Origin of the sequence: Micromonospora globbae, assembly GCF_003610785.1 — a bacterium.
Taxonomy (GTDB): Bacteria; Actinomycetota; Actinomycetes; order Mycobacteriales; family Micromonosporaceae; genus Micromonospora; species Micromonospora globbae.
The window spans coordinates 1-21814 of the sequence record NZ_RAQQ01000011.1; the positions used below are offsets into that span (position 1 = coordinate 1).

The window sequence follows — 21814 nt, forward strand, 5'->3', positions numbered from 1 at the left end:
CGTCCGCCCTGAACCCCACAGATGCTCCAACACCTGCCGATGCCCGAACGTCAACACACCCGGCCTCGCCACCAGCACCCCCAACCCAACCAAGATCAGTTGCACTGAAGCCTAGAAACCACCCCGTCAGCCCGGACGACAACTCCATGATCACCCCCCGCGGGCCGCGGACGGCGGCGCCGGGAGGGGTGGGGGTGGGTCAGGTTGGGGGGTCGGTCAGGGCGGTGGTCAGGTCGGCCACGAGCAGGCCGATCTGCCACTCGCGCGCGCCGAAGCCGCGCAGGGTCTCGGCCACCGTGGACTCGGTGATCTCCTCGGGCGGCACCCAGGCCAGCCGGCGTACCGAGTCCGGCGCGATGAGGTTCTCCGCCGGCAACCGGTGCTCGCCGGAGATCCGCAGCACCACCTCCCGGCACCGGGCCAGCCGCGCCGCGGCCACCGGGTCCCGCTCCGCCCACCGGTGCGGCGGCGGTGGACCCTCGACCGCCGGGGCGACCGGCAGCGCGTCCTCCGGCAACTGCCGCGCGTCGTCGAGGGCGGCCAGCCAGGTCCGCGCCAGCCGGCGTACCGATCGGCCGCCGAAGCCCGGCAGGGTCAGCAGGGTCTTCTCGTCCTTGGGGTCCAGCTCGGCGGCGGCGATGATCGCCGAGTCGGGCAGCACCCGGCCCGGCGCGGCGTCCCGGCGGGCCGCGATCTGGTCCCGGGCGTACCACATCGAGCGGACCCGGGCCTGCGCCCGCGCCCCCCGCACCCGGTGGATCCCGGAGGTCCGCCGCCACGGTTCGGCCCGCACGCGCGGCGGGCGGGCGCCGGTGCGGACCAGCGCGGCGAACTCCTCGGCCGCCCACTCCGACTTGCCCTGCCGGATCAGCTCCTCGTCGAGCGCGTCGCGCAGGTCGACCAGCAGCTCGACGTCGAGAGCGGCGTACGTGAGCCAGGACTCGGGCAGCGGGCGGCTCGACCAGTCGGCCGCCGAGTGGTGCTTCTCGAGGGCGTATCCCAGCAGCTGTTCGGTCAGCGCGGCCAGACCGACCCGCTCGAATCCGGCCAGCCGAGCGGCCAGTTCCGTGTCGAACAGGCGGCGCGGCCGCAGCCCCAGCTCGGCCAGACAGGGCAGGTCCTGGCTGGCCGCGTGGAGCACCCACTCGGCCTCACCGATCACCTCGTCGAGCGGGGTGAGGTCGGACAGGGGCAGCGGGTCGATCAGGACGGTGCCGGCGCCCTCGCGACGCAGTTGCACGAGGTACGCCCGCTGGCTGTAGCGGTAGCCGGAGGCGCGTTCGGCGTCGAGGGCGACCGGGCCGCTGCCCGCGGCGAAACGGGCCACGACCTCGGCGAGTTCCTCCGGGGTGGCCACCGGTTGCGGGGTGCCCTCACGAGGGGCGGTCAACAGCACGGGCCCGCCGGAGGTCGGGTCGGTCCCCGCGCCCGCCGGCTCCGGCTGAGCCGACGGCGGGTGGTGCGGTTCGTCTCCCGGACGGCGTTCGGCGGCCCGACGGCGCAGGGGTGGTTCGTCGGTCACCTGACAACCCTAGTTCGCCCGGCGAACCTGCGGGTGCAGCCGGTCGGCCCGTGTGTCGGTCGGATACCCGCCCACCGCCGTCGGAGGTGGGACATCGGGGGAGACAAACCCCGTTCACGCCGCTACGGTCCATCGGGCCGCCGCGTGGGTCGAGGGGACCACGAGCGAGGCGGCGGCGCGGCGTCGACGGGGGAGGAAAGTCGATCATGACGGCGGGCTACGGTTCGGCTGGCTACGGTCCGGGGGGCGAGAACCGGGGGGACGGGAATCCTCCGGACGCGCCCACGGCACCCACGACGGACCGGCCCGGGCCGCTGCCGCCTCGGTTCGAACCGTCGCCCGGGACGGCGACGCCCTGGCCGACCGCGCCCGCGCCGGGTCAGCCCGCCCCGGGTCTGTCCGGCATGCCGCCACAGAACCCGCCCGGTGCGTCCATGTCGGCGCACGCCGGCACGTCCGTGCCGCACCAGTCCCCGCCCGGCGCGTCCGTGCCGCACCAGTCCTCGCCCGGCGCGTCCGTGCCGCACCAGTCCGCGCCCGGCGCGTCCGTGCCGGCCTGGCCCGGTGCGCCCGGCGTCGCCCAGTCCGCCGCCGGCCGGGTGCCGGCTCCGGCCGGCTGGTCGCCGCCGGCGCAGGGAGCGACTCCGAACGCGGGCCGGCCCGACGACCCCCGTGGCGCCGGGTCGCCGCCGAACGCCGGACCGTGGGCGCCACCGGTCCCCGCGGAACCCGCGCCGCCGGCCGGGGCCGCCGGCTCGGCACCGGCCGGACCGGCCATGCAGCCGTCGTCCGGGCCCCTGCCCGCCGGCCCGTCTCCGCTGCCCTCCGGCCCGTCTCCGCTGCCCTCCGGGCACTCCGGGCCGCTGCCGGTGTCCCAGGGCACCGCGCCGGCCGGGCCGCTGCCGCCCGCCGGTCCGGTGTGGCCGGCCGTGGGTGGCGCGTACCCCCTCGCGCCGAGCACGCCGGGCACGAAGGCCCGCGGCAGGCGGTGGCTCACCGTGGTCGCCGTGGTGGTTGCCCTGCTCCTGGCCGGGCTGACCGGCGTGCAGGCGTACCAGATCGACCGGCTCGGCGACCGGCTGGCCGCCACCGACCGGAAGCTCGCCGAGGCGCAGAGCGGCGACGGCGCCCGGCTCGACGGGCTGGAGCAGCGCGCGGGGGCGCTGGAGAAGCAGGCCGGCGCGACGTTCAACCCGGAGGCGGTGGCCAGCGCCGTGCTGCCCAGCGTGTTCCGGGTCCGCGCCGGGCAGTTCACCGGCACCGCGTTCGCGGTCGGCAAGCCGGCCGCCGGGGGCGGGACGAACCTGTTCACCAACTACCACGTGGTGGAGGCGGTCTACGAGAGCGGCGGCCGCCAGGTGTTCCTGGAGCGCACCGACCAGCGCTTCCCCGCCACCATCGTCAAGGTCGACAAGACCAACGACATCGCCCACCTGCGCACCAGCGCCCGGTTCACCGGACTGGCCGCCGCGCCCGAGGCCGTGAAGTCCGGCCAGCAGATCGTGGTGGTCGGCGCACCGCTCGGCCTGGAGGACACCGTGACCACCGGGGTGGTGAGCGCGCTCCGCGACGCGCAGGACGACTCCGGGCCGGTGCTCCAGTTCGACGCGCCGATCAACCCCGGGAACTCGGGCGGACCGGTGGTCAACGGGAACAAGCAGGTCGTCGGGATCGCCACCGCCAAGGCGCGCGACGCCGAGGGGATCGGCCTCGCCGTACCGATCAAGGTCGCCTGCGACGGCTTCAAGATCTGCTGATCGTCCTTCCGGCGAGCCGCCGGGCGGCGCGGGCCGCCACCCGGCTGCTCGCCGCGCCGCCGTCCGCCGCTCACCCCCACGGGCATCCGGCCGGGTCGTGTCGACCGGCCGTCGTACCACCCACGGTCCGTCCGCGCGGACCGCTCACCTGGAGGAAGAGAGATGACCCAGTCACCGACCGGGCCGCAGGGATATCCGCCGCCCCACCCGGCGCAGCCACCGGCCGCGCCCGGCCAGCCGCCGTCGCCCGAGCAGTCGTGGCAGCGGCCGACCGCGACGTACGGCACGCCCCGACCTGCCCCGCCCGAGGCACCGACGCAGCCCCTGGCGTCCGCGCAGCCCGGCGCGCCGGTGCCTCCCACCGGGCCGGCCCAGCCGTACGCCGCGCCGCCGACCCAGCCGACCCAGCCGACCCCGCCGACCCCGCCGACCCCGCCGTACGCCGCCCAGCCGGCCCCGCCGTCCTCGGTGCCGCCCGCCCAGCCGGCTCCGCCGCACTCCGCGCCCCCGGCCCCGCCGTTCCCCGCGCCGTCGGCCCAGCCCACCCAGCCGTTCTCCGCGCCCCCGACCCCGCCGTTCTCCGCCCCGCCGGCCGCGGCCGGATACGCGTCGCCGGCCGGGCACGTGTCGCCGGCCAGCGTCCCGCCGTACGTCGGGCCGGTCTCCGGACCGCCGGTGCCCGGCGTCGACCAGCCGATGTCCGTGCCGCCGGCCGGCGCGTACCCCGGCGCCCCGATGTCGGCGCCACCCGGCGCCGTCCCGCCGTACGGTCCGGCCGGCGCGACCGGCGGACGGGGTCGTACGGTGCTGATCCTCGCCGTGGTGGCGGGGCTGTTCTTCGTGCTCGGCGGTGTGATGACCGGCCTCTACCTGACCAAGAGCAGCGAACTGGACCGCACCGAGCGGCGGCTCACCGCGCAGGTCAGCGAGCGCGACGGCACGATCGCCGCCAACGCCAAGGAGATCGACAAGCTCAAGACCGACCTGCAGACGGTGCGGGACCGGCTGGCCGACACCGAGCAGGACCTCACCGGCACCCGCAACGACCGTGACGAGCAGGCCCGGCAGAAGAAGGTCATCGCCAACTGCCTCGACAAGCTCACCACCGCGCTGGGCGCGGCGGCGGCCGGTGACAAGGGCGCGTACGACAAGGCCATGCAGGGCCTGGACAAGGTCTGCGACGAGGCCGAGAACTACCTCTGACGCCCACCCGTACCGGGTCAGGCCGCGCCGGCGGGGCGACGCTCCGGCAGCGCGGTCACCCCGGGCGGCGGCAGCCCGGCCGTCGAGGCCAGCAGCGCGCACCACGCCAGCAGGTGCGGGGCCAGGTCGTCGTCGACCGGCGTCCAGGAGGCGCGGATCTCGATGTCACCGGCGGCGGGCGGGCCGGCCAGGTCACCGAACCGGGTCGACATGGTCTGCGTCACCGTCCCGCCGATGGCCCGGTGGCCGGCCTCCTGCGCGTCGAGCGCGTCGGTGAGCCAGGTCCAGCCGACGCCGGGGAGCAGCGGGTCGGCGGCCAGGTCGGCCTCCAGTTCGGCGGTCACGTACGTGACCAGCCGCAGCGTGCCCTGCCACGCCTCGTGTCCGGCCGGGTCGTGCAGCAGGATCAGCCGCCCGGTCGCCACCTCGTCCCCGTCGCGCAGCACGCTCGCGGCGAGCGCGAAGGCGTACGGGGCGAGCCGCTGCGGCGCGCCGACCTCCTCGAGGACGATCTCCGACCGGGGCGCCGCGGACCGTAACCCGGCGACCGCGCGGGCGAAGGTCTCTGGGAGCGCGATCGGAGGGGCCATGCCGGCAGCCTATGCCGCCGCCCCACGGACGGGCGCGACGGCGCGCCGACGCGGCCGCCGGCCCGGTCCTATGAGACAGGCCCCACTCGGGGGCCCTTCCGTCCGGCGCGGGCGGGACGGGTGGCACGATGGCCGCGATGAGCACGGACAGCACGGGCACCGCCGCCCGAGACGGACAGCCCACGACCGGACCGGAGGACTCGGCCTTCGTCCGGGCCTGCCGCCGCCAGGCCGGCCCGCACACCCCGGTCTGGTTCATGCGCCAGGCCGGCCGCTCCCTCCCCGAGTACCGCGAGATCCGCGCGAACGTGGGGATGCTGGAGTCCTGCCGCCGCCCCGAACTGGTCACCGAGATCACGCTCCAGCCCGTACGCCGGCACGGCGTGGACGCCGCGATCCTGTTCAGCGACATCGTGGTGCCCGTCGCCGCGGCCGGAATCGAGCTGGACATCGTGCCCGGCACCGGACCGGTGGTGGCGCAGCCCATCCGCGACGCCGACGACGTCGAGCGGATCCGCCCGATCGGCCGCGACGACGTCCCGTACGTGGACGAGGCCGTCACGACCCTCGTCGCCGAGTTGGGCGACACGCCCCTGATCGGCTTCGCCGGCGCGCCGTTCACCCTGGCCAGCTACCTGGTCGAGGGCGGCCCGTCGCGGACGCACGCCAGGACCAAGGCGCTCATGCACGGCGATCCGCCGCTGTGGCACGCGCTCTGCGCCCGGCTGGCCGAGGTGACGCTGGCGTTCCTGCGCGTCCAGGTGGCCGCCGGGGTGTCGGCGGTGCAGCTCTTCGACTCGTGGGCCGGGGCGCTGTCGGAGGCGGACTACCGCCGCTACGTGCTGCCGCACTCGACGACCGTGCTGTCGGGGCTCGCCGACGCCGGGGTGCCCCGGATCCACTTCGGGGTGGGCACCGCCGAGCTGCTCGGCGCGATGGGCGAGGCGGGGGCGGACGTGGTGGGCGTCGACTGGCGGACCCCGCTGGACGTGGCCACCCGCCGGATCGGTCCCGACCGGGCCGTGCAGGGCAACCTCGACCCGGCCGTGCTGCTCGCGCCGTGGCCGGTGGTCGAGGCCGAGGTGCGCCGGGTGCTGGAGGAGGGCCGGGCCGCGCCGGGCCACGTGTTCAACCTCGGTCACGGTGTGCTACCGGAGACCGACCCCGACATCCTGACCCGGGTGGTCGCGCTCGTGCACGAACTCACCGCGACCGGGCGGAGCTGAGCGGCGTGCGGCGGCCCGCGCGGGTGGCGGTGGTCGGCGGCGGCGTCGCCGGGCTGGCCGCCGCGGTCCGGTTGCGCGACCGCGCCCCGGAGGGCACCGAGATCACGGTGTACGAGCGGTCCGGCGCGCTCGGCGGCAAGCTGCGCACCGGTGAGCTCGCCGGGCAGCCGGTGGAGTTCGGCGCCGAGTCGTTCCTGATGCGCGACCCGGCCGGCGGGGAGTCCGTGGCCGTGGCGCTGGTGCGCCGGCTCGGGCTGGCCGACCGCATCGTGCACCCGACCGTCGGGCGGGCCGCGCTGGCCGTCGACGGGGAGCTGCGCCCGGTGCCCGCCGGCACGCTGGTGGGCGTACCCGGGGACCTGGCCGCGGTGTCGACGGTGGCGCGACCGGACGCGGCGGCCGACCGCGACGAGGGCCGCCCGCTGCTCGGCCCGGACGAGGACGTGAGCGTCGGCGCGCTGGTCCGCGCCCGGCTCGGTGGCGAGGTGGTCGACCGGCTGGTCGACCCGATGCTCGGCGGGGTGTACGCGGGCCGCGCGGACGACCTGTCGCTGACCGCCACGATGCCCGCGCTGGCCCGTGCCGCCCGGGTGGAGCACACCCTGGTCGGCGCGGTCCGTGCCGCACAGGCCGCGGCGCCCCGTGCCCCGGGCGCGCCCGTCTTCGGCACCCTGGTCGGCGGGCTCGGCACGCTGGTCGAGGCGGCGGCCCGGGTGAGCGGCGCGACGATCCGCCGGGACGCGACGGTACGTGAGCTGCACCCCACCCCGGCCGGGTGGCGGCTGACCATCGGCCCGACCCGCGACCCGGAGCACGTCGAGGTCGACGCCGTGGTGCTCGCCGTGCCGGCGCGGGCGGCCGCCCGGCTGCTCGCCGGGCCGGCGCCGGAGCTGGCCGGGACCGTCGGCCGGCTGGACTACGCGAGCGTCGCGCTCGTCACCCTCGCGCTGCCGGAGCCGCGCCTGCCGGAACTCTCCGGGTTTCTGGTGCCCGGCACCGAAGGGCTCCTCGTCAAGGCGTCCACGTTCTTCACCACGAAGTGGGGGCACCTGCGCCGCCCGGACGGCCTCGCCCTGGTGCGCGCCTCGGTCGGCCGGTACGGCGAGGAGGAGCAGCTCCAGCGCCCGGACGAGGACCTGGCGGCGACCGTGCACCGCGAGCTGTCCGCGGTCGTCGGCTCGCCGCTGCCCGCCCCGGTCGCCGGGCACGTGCAGCGGTGGGGCGGGGCGCTGCCGCAGTACGCGCCCGGGCACGTCGACCGGGTGGCCTCGGTACGCGCCGCGCTGCGGGCGAGCCACCCCACCCTGGCGCTGGCCGGGGCCGGCTACGACGGGGTGGGCATCCCCGTCTGCGTCCGCTCGGGTGAGACGGCGGCCGACGAGATCATCACTGCACTGGGAGGATCGGGGACATGACCGAGCAGACGAACGCGGCCCGGCTGCGGGAGCTGAACGCCACCATCCGCTACACCATGTGGTCGGTGTTCCGGGCCAGCAGCCCGCTGCCGTCGCTGCGGGACAACGTCACCGCCGAGGTCGAGGCGCTCTTCGAGGAGCTGGCCGGCAAGGACGTGACGATCCGCGGCACGTACGACGTGGCCGGCCTGCGCGCCGACGCCGACCTGATGATCTGGTGGCACGCGCCCTCCAGCGACGCGCTGCAGGACGCGTACCTGCGGTTCCGGCGCACCACGCTGGGCCGGGCCATGACCCCGGTCTGGTCGCAGATGGCCCTGCACCGGCCGGCCGAGTTCAACAAGAGCCACATCCCGGCGTTCCTGGCCGGCGAGGAGCCCCGCGCCTACCTCTGCGTCTACCCGTTCGTGCGCTCCTACGAGTGGTACCTGCTGCCCGACGAGGAGCGGCGGGAGATGCTCGCCGAGCACGGCCGGATGGCCCGGGGCTACCCGGACGTGCGGGCGAACACGGTGGCCTCGTTCGCGCTCGGCGACTACGAGTGGATGCTCGCCTTCGAGGCCGACGAGCTGCACCGCATCGTCGACCTGATGCGCGATCTGCGGGCCGCGACCGCCCGCCGGCACGTCCGCGAGGAGATCCCCTTCTTCACGGGCCGTCGCCGGTCGGTCGCCGAGATCGTCAACTGCCTGGTCTGAACCGGGAGGGTCGGCGCCCGGTCAGCTCCCGGACCATCACCTGTTCCCGCTGGACGCCGTCGGGCATGAGGTCGCCGAGCTCCCCGGTCGCCACGAACCCGTGGCGCCGGTAGAGGCGCAGGGCCGCCTCGTTGCGCTCCGCCACGGCCAGCCGCAGCCGGCCGGCGCCGGCCTGCCGGGCCCACCGGACGACGGCGCCCACCAGCGCGTCCCCGACGCCCTGGCCCCGCGCGTCGGGGTGGACCCACATGGAGATCAGCTCAGCGGTTCCCTCGACGGGGGTGGGGACGCCGCTCACCATGCCCAGCGGCCGCCCGTCCCGCTCGGCGACGAGGTTGTGCGAGCCGGGGATCGCCAGGCGGGCGCGCCAGCGTTCCTCGCGGTCGCCGTGGCCCTGCCAGTCAGCCAGGCGGGCGCCGAACGCGTAGGGCGCCTCGGCCAGTGCGAGCAGGCGTGCCTCGCGCCAGCGCTTCCAGTCGTCCGGCGTGAGCAGCTTGATTTCGATCACGAGTGCATCCTGGCGTCGCCGGTCCGCCACGGCCAGCGGATTCCCGGGGACGGGCCGGCCGGGGCGCGCGCCACCGGAGGGCGCGGGCCGGGAGGAGCGGGCCGCAGGCCGGCCGGGGCCGCGCCCGGAGGCAGTGGGGCGCGACCCCGGCCGGGGATCCGGGGAACTCAGCCGGTGGTCGTACAGGAGACGGGGGCCGGCACCGGGTTGGCGCCGGTCCAGGTGCCGAGGAATCCGAACGTGGTGCTCGCTCCCGGCGCGAGGGCGCCGTTGTAGCCGACGTTGCGCGCCGTGACCAGCGTCCCGTCGGTCTCGACCGTGGCGTTCCACGTGGAGCTGACGCGCTGACCGTCGCCGTAGCGCCAGCTCACCGACCAACCCCGGGTGGCCGAGCCGCCGGCGGTCACCTGCACCTCCGCCTGGAAGCCGCCGGCCCACTGGCCGGTGACGCGGTACGTCGCCGTGCAGGCGCCGGCCGGCGGCGGCGTGGTGGGCGGGGGAGTGGTGGGCGGCGGCGTCGTCGGGGGCGGCGTGGTGGGCGGCGGCGTGGATCCGCCCGAGAAGTCGACGTCGCTGCACAGGTAGTACGACTGGTCCAGGTGGCTGGCCTGCCAGATGGTGTAGACGACGTGCCGGCCGGTGCGCCCCGGCGCGTTCGCCGGGATCTCGATCGACACGCCGCCGGTCTCCTGCTTCCACTGCGACGCCGGGGTGTTGCCGATCTGGCCGACCAGTTCCAGGTCGTCCCAGCCGAGGGGCTCGGTCAGCGCGTCGAAGCCCTGCCGGGTCACGTACACCCGGATGTAGTCGGCGCCGTGGCTGGCCTGGTCGAACAGGCGAACGCGGAAGCTGTTCGCGACCGGGGTGGTCTTCCAGGCGCCGACCGCGTCGAGCGCGTTGTACCGGCCGCCCTCGGTGCGGCCACCGCTGCACAGCTGGCCGTCGGGGATGGCCGCCTGGTGGTTGCCGGCGACACCCTCGCGGAACAGGCCGTTCCAGTTCCACATGGCGTTCGGGTTGGCCTGCCAGGCCTGCCAGCACATCGGGTCCTCGGTGGCCATCCGCGGGTTCTGGAAGTCGCTGCCCCACCGTTGCCAGCAGCCGTAGTTGCGCGAGGCGGGGTCGACCACGGAACCGTGCGCGGAGACGGGGTTGGCCAGGGCCGTGGTGAGCAGGAGGACGGCGGCCGCCGCGACGGCGAGCGGCCACAGGACACGTGGTGATCGGAATGGAGTGGACACAGGGGCCCCCGGGGGGAAGAGGTCGAACGACGACGGCGCCCGGACGGCCGGGAGTTGCCCCTCCCGTACCCGTGCTCGCGCGGCTACTAGCGCCGGCTCCGCTCAGGAGGCTCCCATATCGATCGGCCTACGTCAATGCATTGCCCGGGCGGCGCATCGGGACGTGCGGGATGCCGTCCTCGACGAACTCGGGGCCGGCGACCGCGAAGCCGTGGCGGGCGTAGAAGCCGACGAGGTGCGACTGCGCGTCCAGCACGCAGGGCCGCTCGCCCACCACGGCCAGCGCCTCGGCCATCAGCCGGCCGGCATGCCCGGCACCCCGGGCCCGCGGCGCCACCACCACCCGGCCGATCCGGGCGACGCCGCCCGGATCGGCCAGGATCCGCAGGTACGCCAGGGGCGCCTCGCCGTCGGTGAGCCACAGGTGCCGGGTGCCGGGCTCGACGTCGCGGCCGTCGAGTTCCGGGTACGGGCAGTTCTGCTCGACCACGAACACGTCGATCCGCAGCTTGAGCAGGTCGTGGAACGTGCGGGTGGTCAGGTCCGCGAACGCGGCGGTGCGGACCTCGATCGTCTGCGGCATCCTGCGATCGTAGGTTCCGGCACCGTGGGCGTCAGGTACGTGGCGGCCACGGCCGTGAGCAGCAGCACTCCGCCGACGATCACGGGCAGCGGCAGAGGCTCGCCGAGCAGCGCGACGGCGAGCGCCGCGGCGGTCAGCGGTTCCGCCAGGGTGACCACCGCGGCGACGCTGCCCTCGGTGGTCCGGAGCCCGGCGTAGAACAGCCCGTACGCCACCGCGGTGGTGACCACCCCGAGGTGCAGCAGCAGCGCCACGACGTCGGGCCGCGCCGGCACGGCCAGCCCGGCGGTCAGGGCGACGGGTGCGAGGGCCAGCGCGCCGATCGCGGTGGAGAGGGTGGTGAGTGCCATCGGCGCGGTGCGTCGGGACACGTGCCGGCTCACGAGGGTCGTGGCGGCGTACCCGAGACCGGACCCGGCCGCCGCGAGCAGTCCCAGCAGGGGGCGGGGCGCCGCCGAGGTGGGTTCCGCCGAGGCCCCGGTGATCAGGGCGAGGCCGGCAACCGCGGCCGCGAGGGTGGCCACCCGCAGCCGCCCGGGCAACCGGCGGGCGCGGACGGACTCCCAGGCGGCGGCGAGCACCGGGGCCAGGCCGAGGCTTACGACGGTGGCCACGCCGACGCCGGCGAGCGCCACGGCGGCGAAGTACAGCGCCTGGTACAGGCCGAGCCCGATCCCGGTGGCCAGGAGCGGCAGCGGTGCGGCGCGTACCGCGGCGAGCGTCTGCCGCAGCCGCGGCGCCATGACCGCCGTCAGGACGAGCGCGGCGATCGCCAGGCGGTAGAAGCCGATGCCGACCGGGCTCAGGCCGGTGCTGTCGTGGACGGCGTGTACGACGACGCCGGTGGTGCCCCACAGCACCCCGGCGACGGTGATCTGGATCAGGCCCGCGCGGGCGGGCGAGGCAGGCGTGACCGGCGCCGGACGCAGGGTCGGCGCGGTAGGGGAAGCGGGCATGTGTGCGCTCCGAAGGTGGGCCGCTGACGGGGGACGACGTCGGCGGAGCGCACGGCGGGGTGGCCGAGCCGGGTCAACCGGTCGGCGTGGGGCGGCGCGCTCCGGTCAGGAGCGCGGGGGAGGCAGAACGCCCGGGAACGGCCGCATGGCACGACCGTACCGTAGGCCGCCGTCAGGCCGGCCGTACGCCCACGGCGTCGCGGATCTCCGCGCCCTGCGCGCCCTCGACGGCGCGGGCGCAGTGCCCGCTGCAGAAGAAGCGGCCGTTGACCTCGACCCCGTGCCCGGCGATCTTGATCTGGCAGTGCTCGCAGATGGGCGCCATCCGGTGGATCGCGCACTCGAAGCTGTCGAAGGTGTGCGTGTCCCCGCTGACCGTCCGCACCTCGAACGCCATCCAGTAGTCGTTGCCGCAGACCTCGCAGGTCGCCATGGGAACCCCCCGGTATCGCCGACAGTTGCTCCCAGGGTGCGGCAGGGCGGAGCCCCCTCGGGTCCGAATGCGCCATCGGCCTCTACCCGGCGGCGTGTCGGCTCCGGCGTGTCGCCCGTTATGGCTGGTAGACCGCCCCGAGCCCCTGGAGGTGTTCCGTGATCAAGCGCAGCAAGCTCTTCGGAAACCAGACCCGCGTGACCTTCTGCCTCCCCCGGGACACGCCCCCGGGGGCGGTGAGCGTCGTGGGCTGCTTCAACGGGTGGGAGCCCGGCCGGCACGAGCTGGTACCGCGGCGCGACGGCACCCGCACGGTCACGGTGCGGCTCGCGCCGGGGGAGTACCGCTTCCGCTACCTGGCCACCGGCGGGGTCTGGCTCGACGACGACACGGCCGACCGGGTGGACGAGCAGGGCTGCGTGCTCGTGGTGTGAGGCATCCAGGCATGCCGATGACTTTATTGATAGAGGTCTTTACTGTTAACAAACTTTAAATTATGTTGGTGGCATCGTCCCCCAGGTTGCGGAGGTGCCACCATGCGTCGAAGAGTCACCATCCCGATCGTGGCGGCGGGCGCCGTCGTCTCCTCGCTCGCCGTCGCGGCGCCCGCCCAGGCGCACGGCTACGTTTCGTCGCCACCGAGCCGGCAGGCGCTCTGCGCGCAGAACCGGGTCCCGGACTGCGGCCAGATCAAGTACGAGCCGCAGAGCGTCGAGGGGCCGAAGGGGCTGCGCAACTGCCACGCCAACATCGCCCACTTCGCCGTCCTCAACGACGACAGCCGGGGCTGGCCGGCCACGTCGGTCGGCAGCACGGTGACCTTCACCTGGATCAACACCGCCCGGCACGCCACCAGCAACTGGGAGTACTACATCGGCAACACCCGGGTCGCCGTCTTCAACGGCAACGGCCAGCAGCCCGGCGCCACCGTCACCCACACGGTGAACCTGAGCGGCTGGTCGGGCCGGCAGAAGGTCCTCGCGATCTGGAACATCGCCGACACCGCGAACGCGTTCTACTCCTGCGTCGACCTGCAGATCGGCGGCGGTGGCCCCGGACCCAGCCCGACACCGACCACCTCGCCCACCCCGCGGCCGACGCCGACGACGAGCCCCACCACGCCACCCCCGGCGGGCGGCACCTGGACGGTGGGCCGCGCCTACCAGGTCGGTGACCAGGTGACCTACGGCGGTGCGACCTACCGCTGCCGGCAGGCGCACACCGCCATCACCGGCTGGGAGCCGCCGAACGTGCCGGCGCTGTGGAGCCAGGTCTGACGGTACGGGCGCGGCCGGTGCCCCGACGCCGCGCCGCGCCCCCGTACCCCTGCCCGTCCCGTCCGGAGACCCGCGTGACCCGGCTGACCGTCCCACTCGTCGCCCTGCTGCTGGCCGCCGGGTGCGCCGCCGGCCCGGCCGTGTCGCCCCCGGCGTCCGGGGCCGCGTCCCCGTCGGCGCCCGCGGCGTCCCCGGCCGCGTTGAGCGGGGTCGACCGGCTGTTCCTGACCATGATGGTGGCGCACGTCGAGCAGACCCTGGAGATCGTCCGGCTGACCCGCGACCGGATCACCGACCCCGAGCTGCGGACGCTCGTCGCCGCCGTCGGCGCGACCGAGACCGACGAGCTGGCGACCATGCGCACCTGGTTGGGGAACGCCGGTCCGGACCCGGCGAGCCGGCACGACCACTCCGGCCACGGCGTGTCCGCCGCCGACCTCGCCCGGCTGCGCGACGCCACCGGCCCCGAGGTCGACGCGGCGCTGCGGGAGGTGCTCGGCGCCCACCAGCGCGCGGCGGCCGACCTGGCCCGCGCGCATCTCGACGTCGGCACCGACGAGCGGGTGCGTGACCTCGCCCGGCGCATCGAACAGTCCCGCAGCGCCGAGGTGCGGCTCATGACCGGGCAGCCCGCCGGCCGGTAGGCGTGCCCGGGGTAGGCGTGCCTGGTGGTGGGCGTGCCCGCCGGTAGGCGTGCCGGCCGCGGGCTCAGCGGGGTTCGAGCCGGATGGAGAGCGAGTTGACGCAGTGCCGGGTGTCCTTCGGGGTGAAACCCTCACCGCGGAACACGTGCCCGAGATGGCTGTCACACCGGGCGCAGCGGATCTCCGTACGCACCATGCCGAGGCTGCGGTCCTCGATCTCCTTCACCCGCCCCGGGATGGCGTCGTCGAAGCTCGGCCAGCCGCAGTGCGAGTCGAACTTGGTGTCGCTGGCGAAGAGTTCGAGGCCGCACGCCCGGCAGTGGTAGACCCCGGGGGTCTTGGTGTTGACGTACTCCCCGGTCCACGGGCGTTCGGTGCCGGCCTCCCGCAGCACCCGGAACTCCTCCGGGGTCAGCCGGACGCGCCACTCGTCCTCGGTGCGGGGCAGTTCGGTGTCGTCGAGACTCACCCGTCAACGGTACGTCGGACGTCGCACGCGTCGCATATGGTCGCCTGATGGGTGGCACCACGAAGGCAACGGTCACCGAGGTCGAGGTGGCCGGCCGCACCGTCCGCCTCAGCAGCCCCGACCGGGTGATCTTCCCCCAGCGAGGCTTCACGAAGGCCGACGTCTTCCACTACTACCTGGCGGTGGGCGACGGGATCATGCGCGCCCTGCGCGACCGGCCCACCACGTTGCAGCGGTTCCCCGAGGGCATCGAGGGGGAGGCGTTCTTCTCCAAGCGCGTACCGGCCCGGGGCGTGCCGCCCTGGGTGTCGACCGCCCAGATCACCTTCCCGAGCGGGCGGACGGCCGCCGAGCTCTGCCCCACCGACCTGGCCCACGTGGCGTGGGCCGCCCAGATGGGCACTGTCGTGTTCCACCCCTGGCCGGTACGCGCCGCCGACACCGACAGTCCCGACGAGCTGCGCGTCGACCTCGACCCGCAGCCCGGCACCGACTTCGCCGACGCCGCGGCGGCCGCCGGTGAGCTGCGTGCCCTTCTCGCCGAACTCGGCGTCACGGGCTGGCCGAAGACTTCCGGCGGCCGGGGTGTGCACGTCTACCTGCGCATCCAACCCCGGTGGACGTTCGTCGAGGTGCGTCGGGCCACCATCGCCCTGGCACGGGAACTCGAACGGCGCCGGCCCGACCTGGTCACCACCTCCTGGTGGAAGGAGGAGCGGGGCACCCGCGTCTTCGTCGACTTCAACCAGATGGCCCGCGACCGCACGATCGCGTGCGCGTACTCGCTGCGCGCCAACGCCCGGGCCACCGTCTCGACCCCGGTCACCTGGGAAGAGCTGCCCGACGTGGACCCGGACGACTTCGACCTGGCCACCGTCCCCGGCCGGCTCGCCGAGCGGGGCGACCCGCACGCCGGCATCGACGACGAGGCGTGGGACATCACGCCGCTGCTGGAGTGGGCCGAACGCGACGCGGCCGCCGGCCAGGGCGACATGCCGTACCCGCCCGACCACCCGAAGATGCCCGGCGAGCCGAAGCGCGTCCAGCCCTCCCGGGACCGCGACCGCCCCCGGTGAACCCGAGGCCGGCCGGCGTTCCTCCGTCCACTCGGTAACGATCAAGTAACGGGCGGAACCTTTTCCACCCCGTGACCCCTTTCCCTGGGCGTTCGGCCCGAGGGGGCCAGGGGAGGGCGTCGGATGAAGCTGGTGTGGAGGCGGGCCCGCGAGGCACGGGGGCTGCTGGCGGCCGCGGTGATCGCCGCTCTGGTCGCGGTCGCGTTGGTCACCGGGCTCTCCGACTACAGCCGCCGGTCGGTGGCGGCCGGGCAACAGGCGCTGCTCGCGGGCGCGCCCGTCGAGGAGCGCAGCCTGCTGGTGAGCGGCTCGGCCGGCCAGGACGTCGCGGAGTTCACCGAGCGGGACGGGATCGTCCGCGACCGTGCCGCCGCGGCGTTCGGCGGCGCGCCGGTCACCGTGAGCACCGCCCGGTACGGCAGCGGCCGGGAGCTCACCGGCGACCTCGGCCCGGTCACGCGCGAGGGCGATGACCCCGTCTTCGCCAACCTGGCCACCCTCGACGACCTGCCGGAGCGCGCCGAGCTGGCCAGCGGGGCCTGGCCCGTTCCCGGGGCGAACCCGCTCCAGGTGACCCTGCCCGAGAAGGTGGCGGCCACCCTCGGCCTGACCGCCGGCGAGCGGATCCCGGTGCGCGACCGCAGCTCCGAGCGGTCCAGCCAGATGGTGCTCACCGGCACGTGGCGCCCCCGCGACGCCACCGACCCGTACTGGCGGTTGGCGCCGGGCGTCGGTGCCGGCAGCGCGGCCGAGTCGACCACGTCGTACGGCCCGTTCGTGCTCGACCCGGCCGACTTCGCGGCCACCTTCCCGGGCTCGGTGTCGGCGTCCTGGCTCGTCGAGCCGGACCTCAGGGCGGTGGCCGCGGACCGGCTGCCCGGCCTCTGGTCCGCCGCCGCCCCGATCATCGAGGACCTGCCGGAGGCCGCCGGCCTCGGCTCGTCCGCGCAGAGCCTCACCTCGATGGACCGGCTGTTCGACAAGATCGCCCGGGCCGACCTCGTCGGACGGTCGTCGCTGGCCACCCCGCTGCTGCTGATCGTGGTCCTCGGCGGGTACGCCCTGGTGCTCGTCGCCGTGCTGCTGCACGAGGACCGCCGGCCGCAGATCGCCCTCCTGCGGGCCCGGGGCGCGGCCCGCCGCCAGTTGGCCGGTCTGGCCACCCGCGAGGCGTTCCTCGTCGTCCTGCCGGCCGCGCTGCTCGGTCCGCTGCTGGCCGGCGAGGCGCTGCGGCACGTCGACGGACCGGCCGGCGCCGGGCTGACGCTCGCCGGGGGCGACGCCACCCTGCTGTGGCTGGTGGCGTGTGTGGCCGCCGCCGGGTGCCTCGTCGCGATGGTCGTGCCGACGCTTCGCGGGGCGGGCACGTACGTGGCCGACATGGCCGCCCGGTCCCGGCCCCGCCGCGCCGCGTCGCTGCAACGGGCCAGCCTCGACCTGGCCCTCGTCGCCCTCGCGGTGCTCGCCTGGATGCAGCTGCGCCAGTACGACTCGCCGCTGGCCGGCGCCGGGGCGCAACTCGGGCTCGACCCGCTGCTGGTCGCCGCGCCGACGCTCGGCGTGCTGGCGGGCGCCGCGGTGGCGCTGCGGCTGATCCCGCCGGTCACCCGCTTCGCCGAGCGGTTCGTGAACCGGCGGCAGTGGACCGCCACGATGTTCGGCATGTGGCAGGCGGGACGGCGTCCGCACGCCGGGCCCGTCCTGCTGCTCGCCCTCGCCGTGAGCGGCAGCACCCTGGCCTGGTCCCTGGTCAGCACGGGCGAGCGGTCGCAGGCCGAACAGGCCGACCACACCGTCGGGGCGGACCTGCGGCTGACCGAGCGCACCGGCGTGGCGCCGGACGACCGGGCCGGGCAACTCGCGGCGCTGTCCGGCGTGCAGGCGGTGCTGCCGGCGTGGCGCGACGAGGTCCGGGTCGGGCGCGACAGCCTGCCGACCACCGTGGTGGCCCTCGACACGGCGAACGCGACAGGGGTGGTGCGGCTCAACGACCGGCTCGCGGGCGAGCCCGCCACGTCGGTCTTCCAACGGATGGCCCGGGCGCGGGGTGCCCCCGCCGGTGTCGAACTTCCCGAGGGCACCCGGGCCGTGACGGGCACCGTCCGCACCCCCGTGTGGGACCCGGTGCGAGCCCACGAGGTCGCCGTCTCCCTCCTGCTGACCCGGGCGGACGGGCTCGCCTTCCGCCTGCCCGTCGCCACCACGCAGAGCAGCGGTCGACCCGCCCCGTTCCGGGTCGCGCTTCCGGAAGGGGCCGGCACCCTGCGGCTGGCCGGGTTCGTGGCGGACGCCGGTGACGCGGCCGGCCGTGAGTACCGGCTGGAGGTGACCGACCTGCGGGCGGAAGGCCAGGACGGCACGCCCCGGCCCGTGCAGCTCGGCGACGGCTGGAAGGGGGTCGGCGCCGAGGACGGCGGCGAGGCGACGCTGTCCGTCACGCCCACCGGCCTGACCGCCGCCTATCCGATCGTGCTGCGTGCCGGCGGCCGGTTCGCGTTCCAGCCGTCCAGCCGGTTCGCCGTCGTGCCGGCGGGCGAGAACCCGCCCGTGCCGGCGCTCATGACCGCGGCCGTACGCGACGCGCTCAGCGTCGACGTCGGCGACACGGTCACCCTCGCGCTCTCCGGCGCGTCGGTGCCGGTGACGGTGCTGGGCGAGGTCGAGGCGGTGCCGACCAGCCCCGGCAACGGGATCCTCATCGACCTGCCGGCCGCCGTCGACTGGCTGGTCCGGGCCGCGGGCACGGTGCGGCCGGTGCCGGAGTGGTGGCTGGGCGCCGACGATCGTGGACACGCGGAGGCGGCACGTGCCCTGGCCGAGGTGTCCGGCACCACCGTGGTCGACCGGCGCGAGGTGACCGAGGCGGCCGCCCGGGACCCGTACTGGCGGGGGGCGCGGCTCGCGCTGCTGGCCGCCGCCCTCGGCTCGGTCCTGCTGGCCCTGGTCGGGCTGATGGTCGACGTCTGGGCCACCGCGCGGCACCGGATCACGGAACTCGCCGTGCTGCACACACTGGGCGCCGGGCCGCGCCTGCTGGCCCGGGCGTTGCTGGCCGAGCAGACCCTCCTGGCCGGTATCGGTGTCGGCGTCGGGCTGCTGCTCGGCGCCGTGGTGGGCGCCACGATGGCACCCCTCGTCATCCTCACGCCGGGCGGAGGCCGGCCGGTGCCGGAGGCGGCGTTCACCATGCCGTGGCTGCCCATCGGGTTGACGGCCGTCGGCCTGCTGCTGGCGGCGCTCGCCTTCAGCCTGTCCATCGCCCTCGGTATCCGGCAGCGGGTGGCGGCGGCGCAACTGCGGATCGGGGGAGAACGGTGACCGGGCGGAGCCGACCGGGCGGAACGTGCGCACACGGCACGGGGAGCGAGCGGGTGGTCCAGCGCGGCGGGCGGGAACCGCTCGGCGCCGACCGGAGGGAGGCGGCGGCATGAGCGAGCGCAGCGAGCGAATCATCGGGCACTGCGCGGTGGAGTCTCGTGGCGGCGCCGACCGGAGGGAGGCGGGGGCATGAGCATCGGTGCGGTCGTCCGCCGGGTGCGGGCGTACGGTGGGCACTTCCTGCTCCTGGCGGTGCTGACGCTGGTCGTCACACTGCTCATCAACGGAGTGCCCCGGACGGTGAACCGGCTCGCGGAGCAGGGTCTGCGCGAGCAACTGGCCACCGCGCCGGCGGTGCAGCGGGACCTTCTCTACTCGTCCCAGCCGCTCACCGCCGCCGACACCGGCACCTCCCTGGCGGAGGTCCAGCGGCGGGAACTCGACCGGATCCAGGAGGAGATGCCGCCGATCGTGAGCGACATGGTCGACCGGCGGTGGTACACCGCCGAGACCGTCGCGGGCCGGCTCACCGGCCCGGACCTGAAGGCCCGGAACCTGCTGGTCGACCTCAGCCTGCGTGCCCTTCCCGGGATCCAGGACGCGGGCACCCTCGTCGACGGGCGGTGGCCCGAGGGCGCCGCGGCCGACACCGCGCCGGTGCAGGTGGCGCTGGCCGACGATGTGGCCCGCCGGTTGAACCTGCGGGTCGGCAGCCAGTTGAACCTGTCGCCTCTGGAGACGACGCCCGGCGCCGACGCGGTCCCGGTGACCGTGGTCGGTGTCTTCCGGCCCCGGGACCGCGCCGACGGCATCTGGGAGGGCCTGCCGCAGGTGCTGCGGGTGGAGGAACCGCAGGGAGACGGCCAACCGTTCGTCGCCGTCGGCGCCGTGGACGCCTCCGGCCTGGACCGGCTCGCCGCCGCCGACTGGCCGACCCGGTTCAGCTGGCGCTACCGGCTCGGCACGCACGGCATGGACGTCCGGGCGCTGGACGAGTTGATCGACGCCCTCCAGCGCATGTCCCAGGAGGCCACGCCGGGACGCTCCTTCGTGCAGGGCGCCGACGTGCCGCTGCGGGAGTTCGCCGACGCGCTGGCCGCCGCCCGTACGGTGCTCGCGGTGATCGGGGCCGGGGTGCTGGCCACGCTGGGCGGGCTGGTGCTGCTGGCCGTCGCGCTGGCGACCCGCCGCCGACGGGACGAGTACCTGCTCATGCGCGCCCGAGGCGGCGCCGCCGTGGCCGGTGCCCGGCGGAGCCTCGCCGAGTCACTGCTGGTCGTCCCCGTCGCGGCGGCGGCGGGCTGGCTGCTCGGTCAGCTGGTCCCCGGTCCGGCCGAGGACACCCTGCCGTACGTCGTCGGCGTCGCCGTGCTGCTCACGCTGGCCCTGCCGGTCGCCGCCCTCGCCGTTCCGTCCGGGAACACCGGGCGGCGGGACCTCGTTCGGCTGCGGCCCTCCGCGCGGAGGGTGACCGTGGAGGTCTTCCTCGTCCTGTTGGCCGGGCTTGCCGTGGTGCTGCTGCGCCGCCGGGGACTCACCCTCGGGGAGGTGGACCCGCTGCTGGTGGCGGTGCCGGTGCTGCTGGCCCTCGCCGTGGCCGTGCTCGCGATGCGCGCGTACCCGCTGCCGTTGCGGCTCGTCAGCCGGATCGCGGCCCGTACCCGGGGCAGCGTCGCCTTCCTCGGCACCGCCCGCGCCGGGCGGGCCGTGACGGCGGCCCCGGTGGTCGTGGTGGTGCTGGCCATCGCCACCGCCGGCTTCTGCGCGGTGGTCGCGGCCGGCATCGAGGGGAGCCGGGACCGGGCCGCGAGCCGGTCCGTTCCGGCCGACGCGTTGATCCGCGGTGAACGGCTCGCCCCGGACACCGAAGCGGAGCTGGAACGGATGCCCGGAGTGGCCGACGCCCTCCCGGTTGCCTACGAGCCGGCGCCGCGCCTGGCCCGGGACGAGGCCGGCACCGACGCGGGCCTCGGCACCACCGCCGTGCTGCTGGTCGACGGTCCGGCGCTCGCCCGGTTGGTGCGGGAGACCGGCGCGGACGTCACGGTGCCGGAGTCGCTGACCGGCGCCGGCGGGCAGCCCGGCGCGGTGCCGGCGGTGGTCTCCCCGGCGGTCGCCGCCGACCTGGCCGAGCAGGAGATGACCGGCTCGGCGTTCGTGGCCGTGCAGGGCCGGCGGTACGAGTTCCGGGTGGCCGCCACCGCCGAGAGCTTCCCGCTGGTGTCGCGGGAGACGCAGCGGTTCGTGGTGCTGCCCTGGCAGGCGCTGCCCGACGGCCCCCGCGAGCCGGTGCCGACGGGCTTCCTGATCGGTGGTGACGACCTCGACGCCGAGGCGTTGCGGCTGGTCGGCGACGAGGGCCAGGACCGGTACCAGAAGACCGGGACCGTCACGGGCGGGCAGCGGCCCCGCGGCGTGGAGGTGCTCACGTGGGAGCAGGCCCGCCAGCAGGTGGGCGGCAGCGGGGCGAACGGCGTGCTGGTGTTCGCCTTCGCCGCCGGCGCGGCCGGCGCGACGGTGCTCGGTCTGCTCGCCATCGCGTTCACCGTTCTGGCCGGCGCCCGCAGCCGCGGTCTGGTGCTGTCCCGGCTGCGGACCCTCGGCCTGTCCCGCCGCCAGTGGCGGGGTCTGCTCCTGGTCGAGCTGGCGCCGCTGGTCGGCGCGGCGGTGCTGACCGGTGCGGTGGTGGGTGCGCTCCTGCCGCTGCTGCTCACCCCGGTGCTCGGCCTGTCCGCGTTCACGAGCGGCGTACCGGTCCGGGTGGCGTTCGAACCGGGGCTGGTCGCCGCGGTCGTCGCGCTCGGGGCGGTCGCCCTGGGCTTCGCGGTCGCCGTCGAGACCCTGAACAACCGCCGGCTGCGCCTCGGTGAGGTGCTCCGGCTCGGAGAGGAGAGCTGA

General features: G+C 75.7%; 19 protein-coding genes. 11 read left to right on the top strand and 8 right to left on the bottom strand.

The annotated features are described in order from the left end of the window. Positions 1-199: 199 nt before the first annotated feature. Positions 200-1522, bottom strand: coding sequence for a ribonuclease D (locus D7I43_RS16205; protein WP_120329359.1), 1323 nt, complete (start codon positions 1520-1522; stop codon positions 200-202). A 434-nt stretch (positions 1523-1956) separates the two neighbouring features. On the opposite strand from D7I43_RS16205, the gene D7I43_RS16210 reads away from it, so the two are divergent. Together D7I43_RS16210 and D7I43_RS33630 are read left to right on the top strand one after the other, a co-directional pair. Next, positions 1957-3279, top strand: a complete 1323-nt coding sequence (locus D7I43_RS16210) for a S1C family serine protease (protein ID WP_120329360.1) — start codon at positions 1957-1959, stop codon at positions 3277-3279. A gap of 162 nt (positions 3280-3441) precedes the next feature. Next, positions 3442-4482, top strand: coding sequence for a hypothetical protein (locus tag D7I43_RS33630; RefSeq protein WP_240032993.1), 1041 nt, complete (start codon positions 3442-3444; stop codon positions 4480-4482). A 17-nt stretch (positions 4483-4499) separates the two neighbouring features. On the opposite strand, the gene D7I43_RS16220 is transcribed toward D7I43_RS33630, so the two are convergent. Then, entirely contained in the window at positions 4500-5072 is a 573-nt protein-coding gene (locus D7I43_RS16220; RefSeq protein WP_120329361.1) for a DUF3000 domain-containing protein, read from the bottom strand. A gap of 128 nt (positions 5073-5200) precedes the next feature. Between D7I43_RS16220 and hemE the strand changes: the two genes are divergently transcribed. Genes hemE through hemQ form a run of 3 tightly spaced genes read left to right on the top strand, consistent with a single transcriptional unit; the run spans position 5201 to position 8411 of the window. Continuing rightward, complete coding sequence (gene hemE / locus D7I43_RS16225; protein WP_120329362.1) at positions 5201-6298, top strand: uroporphyrinogen decarboxylase; 1098 nt, start codon at positions 5201-5203, stop codon at positions 6296-6298. A gap of 5 nt (positions 6299-6303) precedes the next feature. Further along, positions 6304-7713 (top strand): protoporphyrinogen oxidase, encoded by a 1410-nt coding sequence (gene hemG / locus D7I43_RS16230; RefSeq protein ID WP_120329363.1) that lies wholly within the window; start codon positions 6304-6306, stop codon positions 7711-7713. Next, complete coding sequence (hemQ, locus tag D7I43_RS16235; protein WP_120329364.1) at positions 7710-8411, top strand: hydrogen peroxide-dependent heme synthase; 702 nt, start codon at positions 7710-7712, stop codon at positions 8409-8411. Before hemG ends, hemQ begins: the two co-directional genes overlap by 4 nt. Here the strand turns inward: hemQ and D7I43_RS16240 are convergent. The 5 genes from D7I43_RS16240 to D7I43_RS16260 all read right to left on the bottom strand — a co-directional run bounded on the left by D7I43_RS16240 (position 8395) and on the right by D7I43_RS16260 (position 12132). Then, on the bottom strand, positions 8395-8919 hold the full coding sequence (locus D7I43_RS16240) for a GNAT family N-acetyltransferase (protein ID WP_120329365.1): 525 nt from the start codon (positions 8917-8919) through the stop codon (positions 8395-8397). The genes hemQ and D7I43_RS16240 overlap by 17 nt on opposite strands. A 167-nt stretch (positions 8920-9086) precedes the next feature. Continuing rightward, positions 9087-10160, bottom strand: a complete 1074-nt coding sequence (locus D7I43_RS16245; RefSeq protein WP_120329366.1) for a lytic polysaccharide monooxygenase auxiliary activity family 9 protein — start codon at positions 10158-10160, stop codon at positions 9087-9089. 127 nt (positions 10161-10287) lie between these two features. Next, entirely contained in the window at positions 10288-10743 is a 456-nt protein-coding gene (locus D7I43_RS16250) for a GNAT family N-acetyltransferase (RefSeq protein WP_120329367.1), read from the bottom strand. Further along, on the bottom strand, positions 10698-11699 hold the full coding sequence (locus D7I43_RS16255; protein ID WP_120329368.1) for a DMT family transporter: 1002 nt from the start codon (positions 11697-11699) through the stop codon (positions 10698-10700). Before D7I43_RS16255 ends, D7I43_RS16250 begins: the two co-directional genes overlap by 46 nt. Positions 11700-11871: 172 nt before the next feature. Continuing rightward, on the bottom strand, positions 11872-12132 hold the full coding sequence (locus D7I43_RS16260) for a Prokaryotic metallothionein (protein WP_120329369.1): 261 nt from the start codon (positions 12130-12132) through the stop codon (positions 11872-11874). Positions 12133-12290: 158 nt separating this feature from the next. Here D7I43_RS16260 and D7I43_RS16265 point away from each other — a divergent pair, with 158 nt between their 5' ends. From D7I43_RS16265 to D7I43_RS16275, 3 genes are all read left to right on the top strand, one after another. After that, complete coding sequence (locus D7I43_RS16265; RefSeq protein ID WP_120329370.1) at positions 12291-12566, top strand: isoamylase early set domain-containing protein; 276 nt, start codon at positions 12291-12293, stop codon at positions 12564-12566. A gap of 102 nt (positions 12567-12668) precedes the next feature. Further along, entirely contained in the window at positions 12669-13409 is a 741-nt protein-coding gene (locus D7I43_RS16270; RefSeq protein WP_120329371.1) for a lytic polysaccharide monooxygenase, read from the top strand. A 74-nt stretch (positions 13410-13483) separates the two neighbouring features. Next, positions 13484-14053 (top strand): DUF305 domain-containing protein, encoded by a 570-nt coding sequence (locus D7I43_RS16275; RefSeq protein ID WP_240032994.1) that lies wholly within the window; start codon positions 13484-13486, stop codon positions 14051-14053. 64 nt (positions 14054-14117) lie between these two features. On the opposite strand, the gene msrB is transcribed toward D7I43_RS16275, so the two are convergent. Then, positions 14118-14522: a peptide-methionine (R)-S-oxide reductase MsrB gene (msrB, locus tag D7I43_RS16280; RefSeq protein WP_120329372.1), complete on the bottom strand. Its 405-nt coding sequence runs from the start codon at positions 14520-14522 to the stop codon at positions 14118-14120. A 47-nt stretch (positions 14523-14569) separates the two neighbouring features. Between msrB and ligD the strand changes: the two genes are divergently transcribed. From ligD to D7I43_RS16295, 3 genes are all read left to right on the top strand, one after another. Beyond that, positions 14570-15598: a non-homologous end-joining DNA ligase gene (gene ligD / locus D7I43_RS16285; protein ID WP_120329373.1), complete on the top strand. Its 1029-nt coding sequence runs from the start codon at positions 14570-14572 to the stop codon at positions 15596-15598. Positions 15599-15721: 123 nt separating this feature from the next. After that, positions 15722-18916 carry an FtsX-like permease family protein gene (locus tag D7I43_RS16290; protein WP_120329374.1) on the top strand — a complete coding sequence of 1065 codons (3195 nt, stop codon included), beginning with the start codon at positions 15722-15724 and terminating at the stop codon, positions 18914-18916. 189 nt (positions 18917-19105) lie between these two features. Further along, positions 19106-21814 (top strand): FtsX-like permease family protein, encoded by a 2709-nt coding sequence (locus D7I43_RS16295; protein ID WP_120329375.1) that lies wholly within the window; start codon positions 19106-19108, stop codon positions 21812-21814.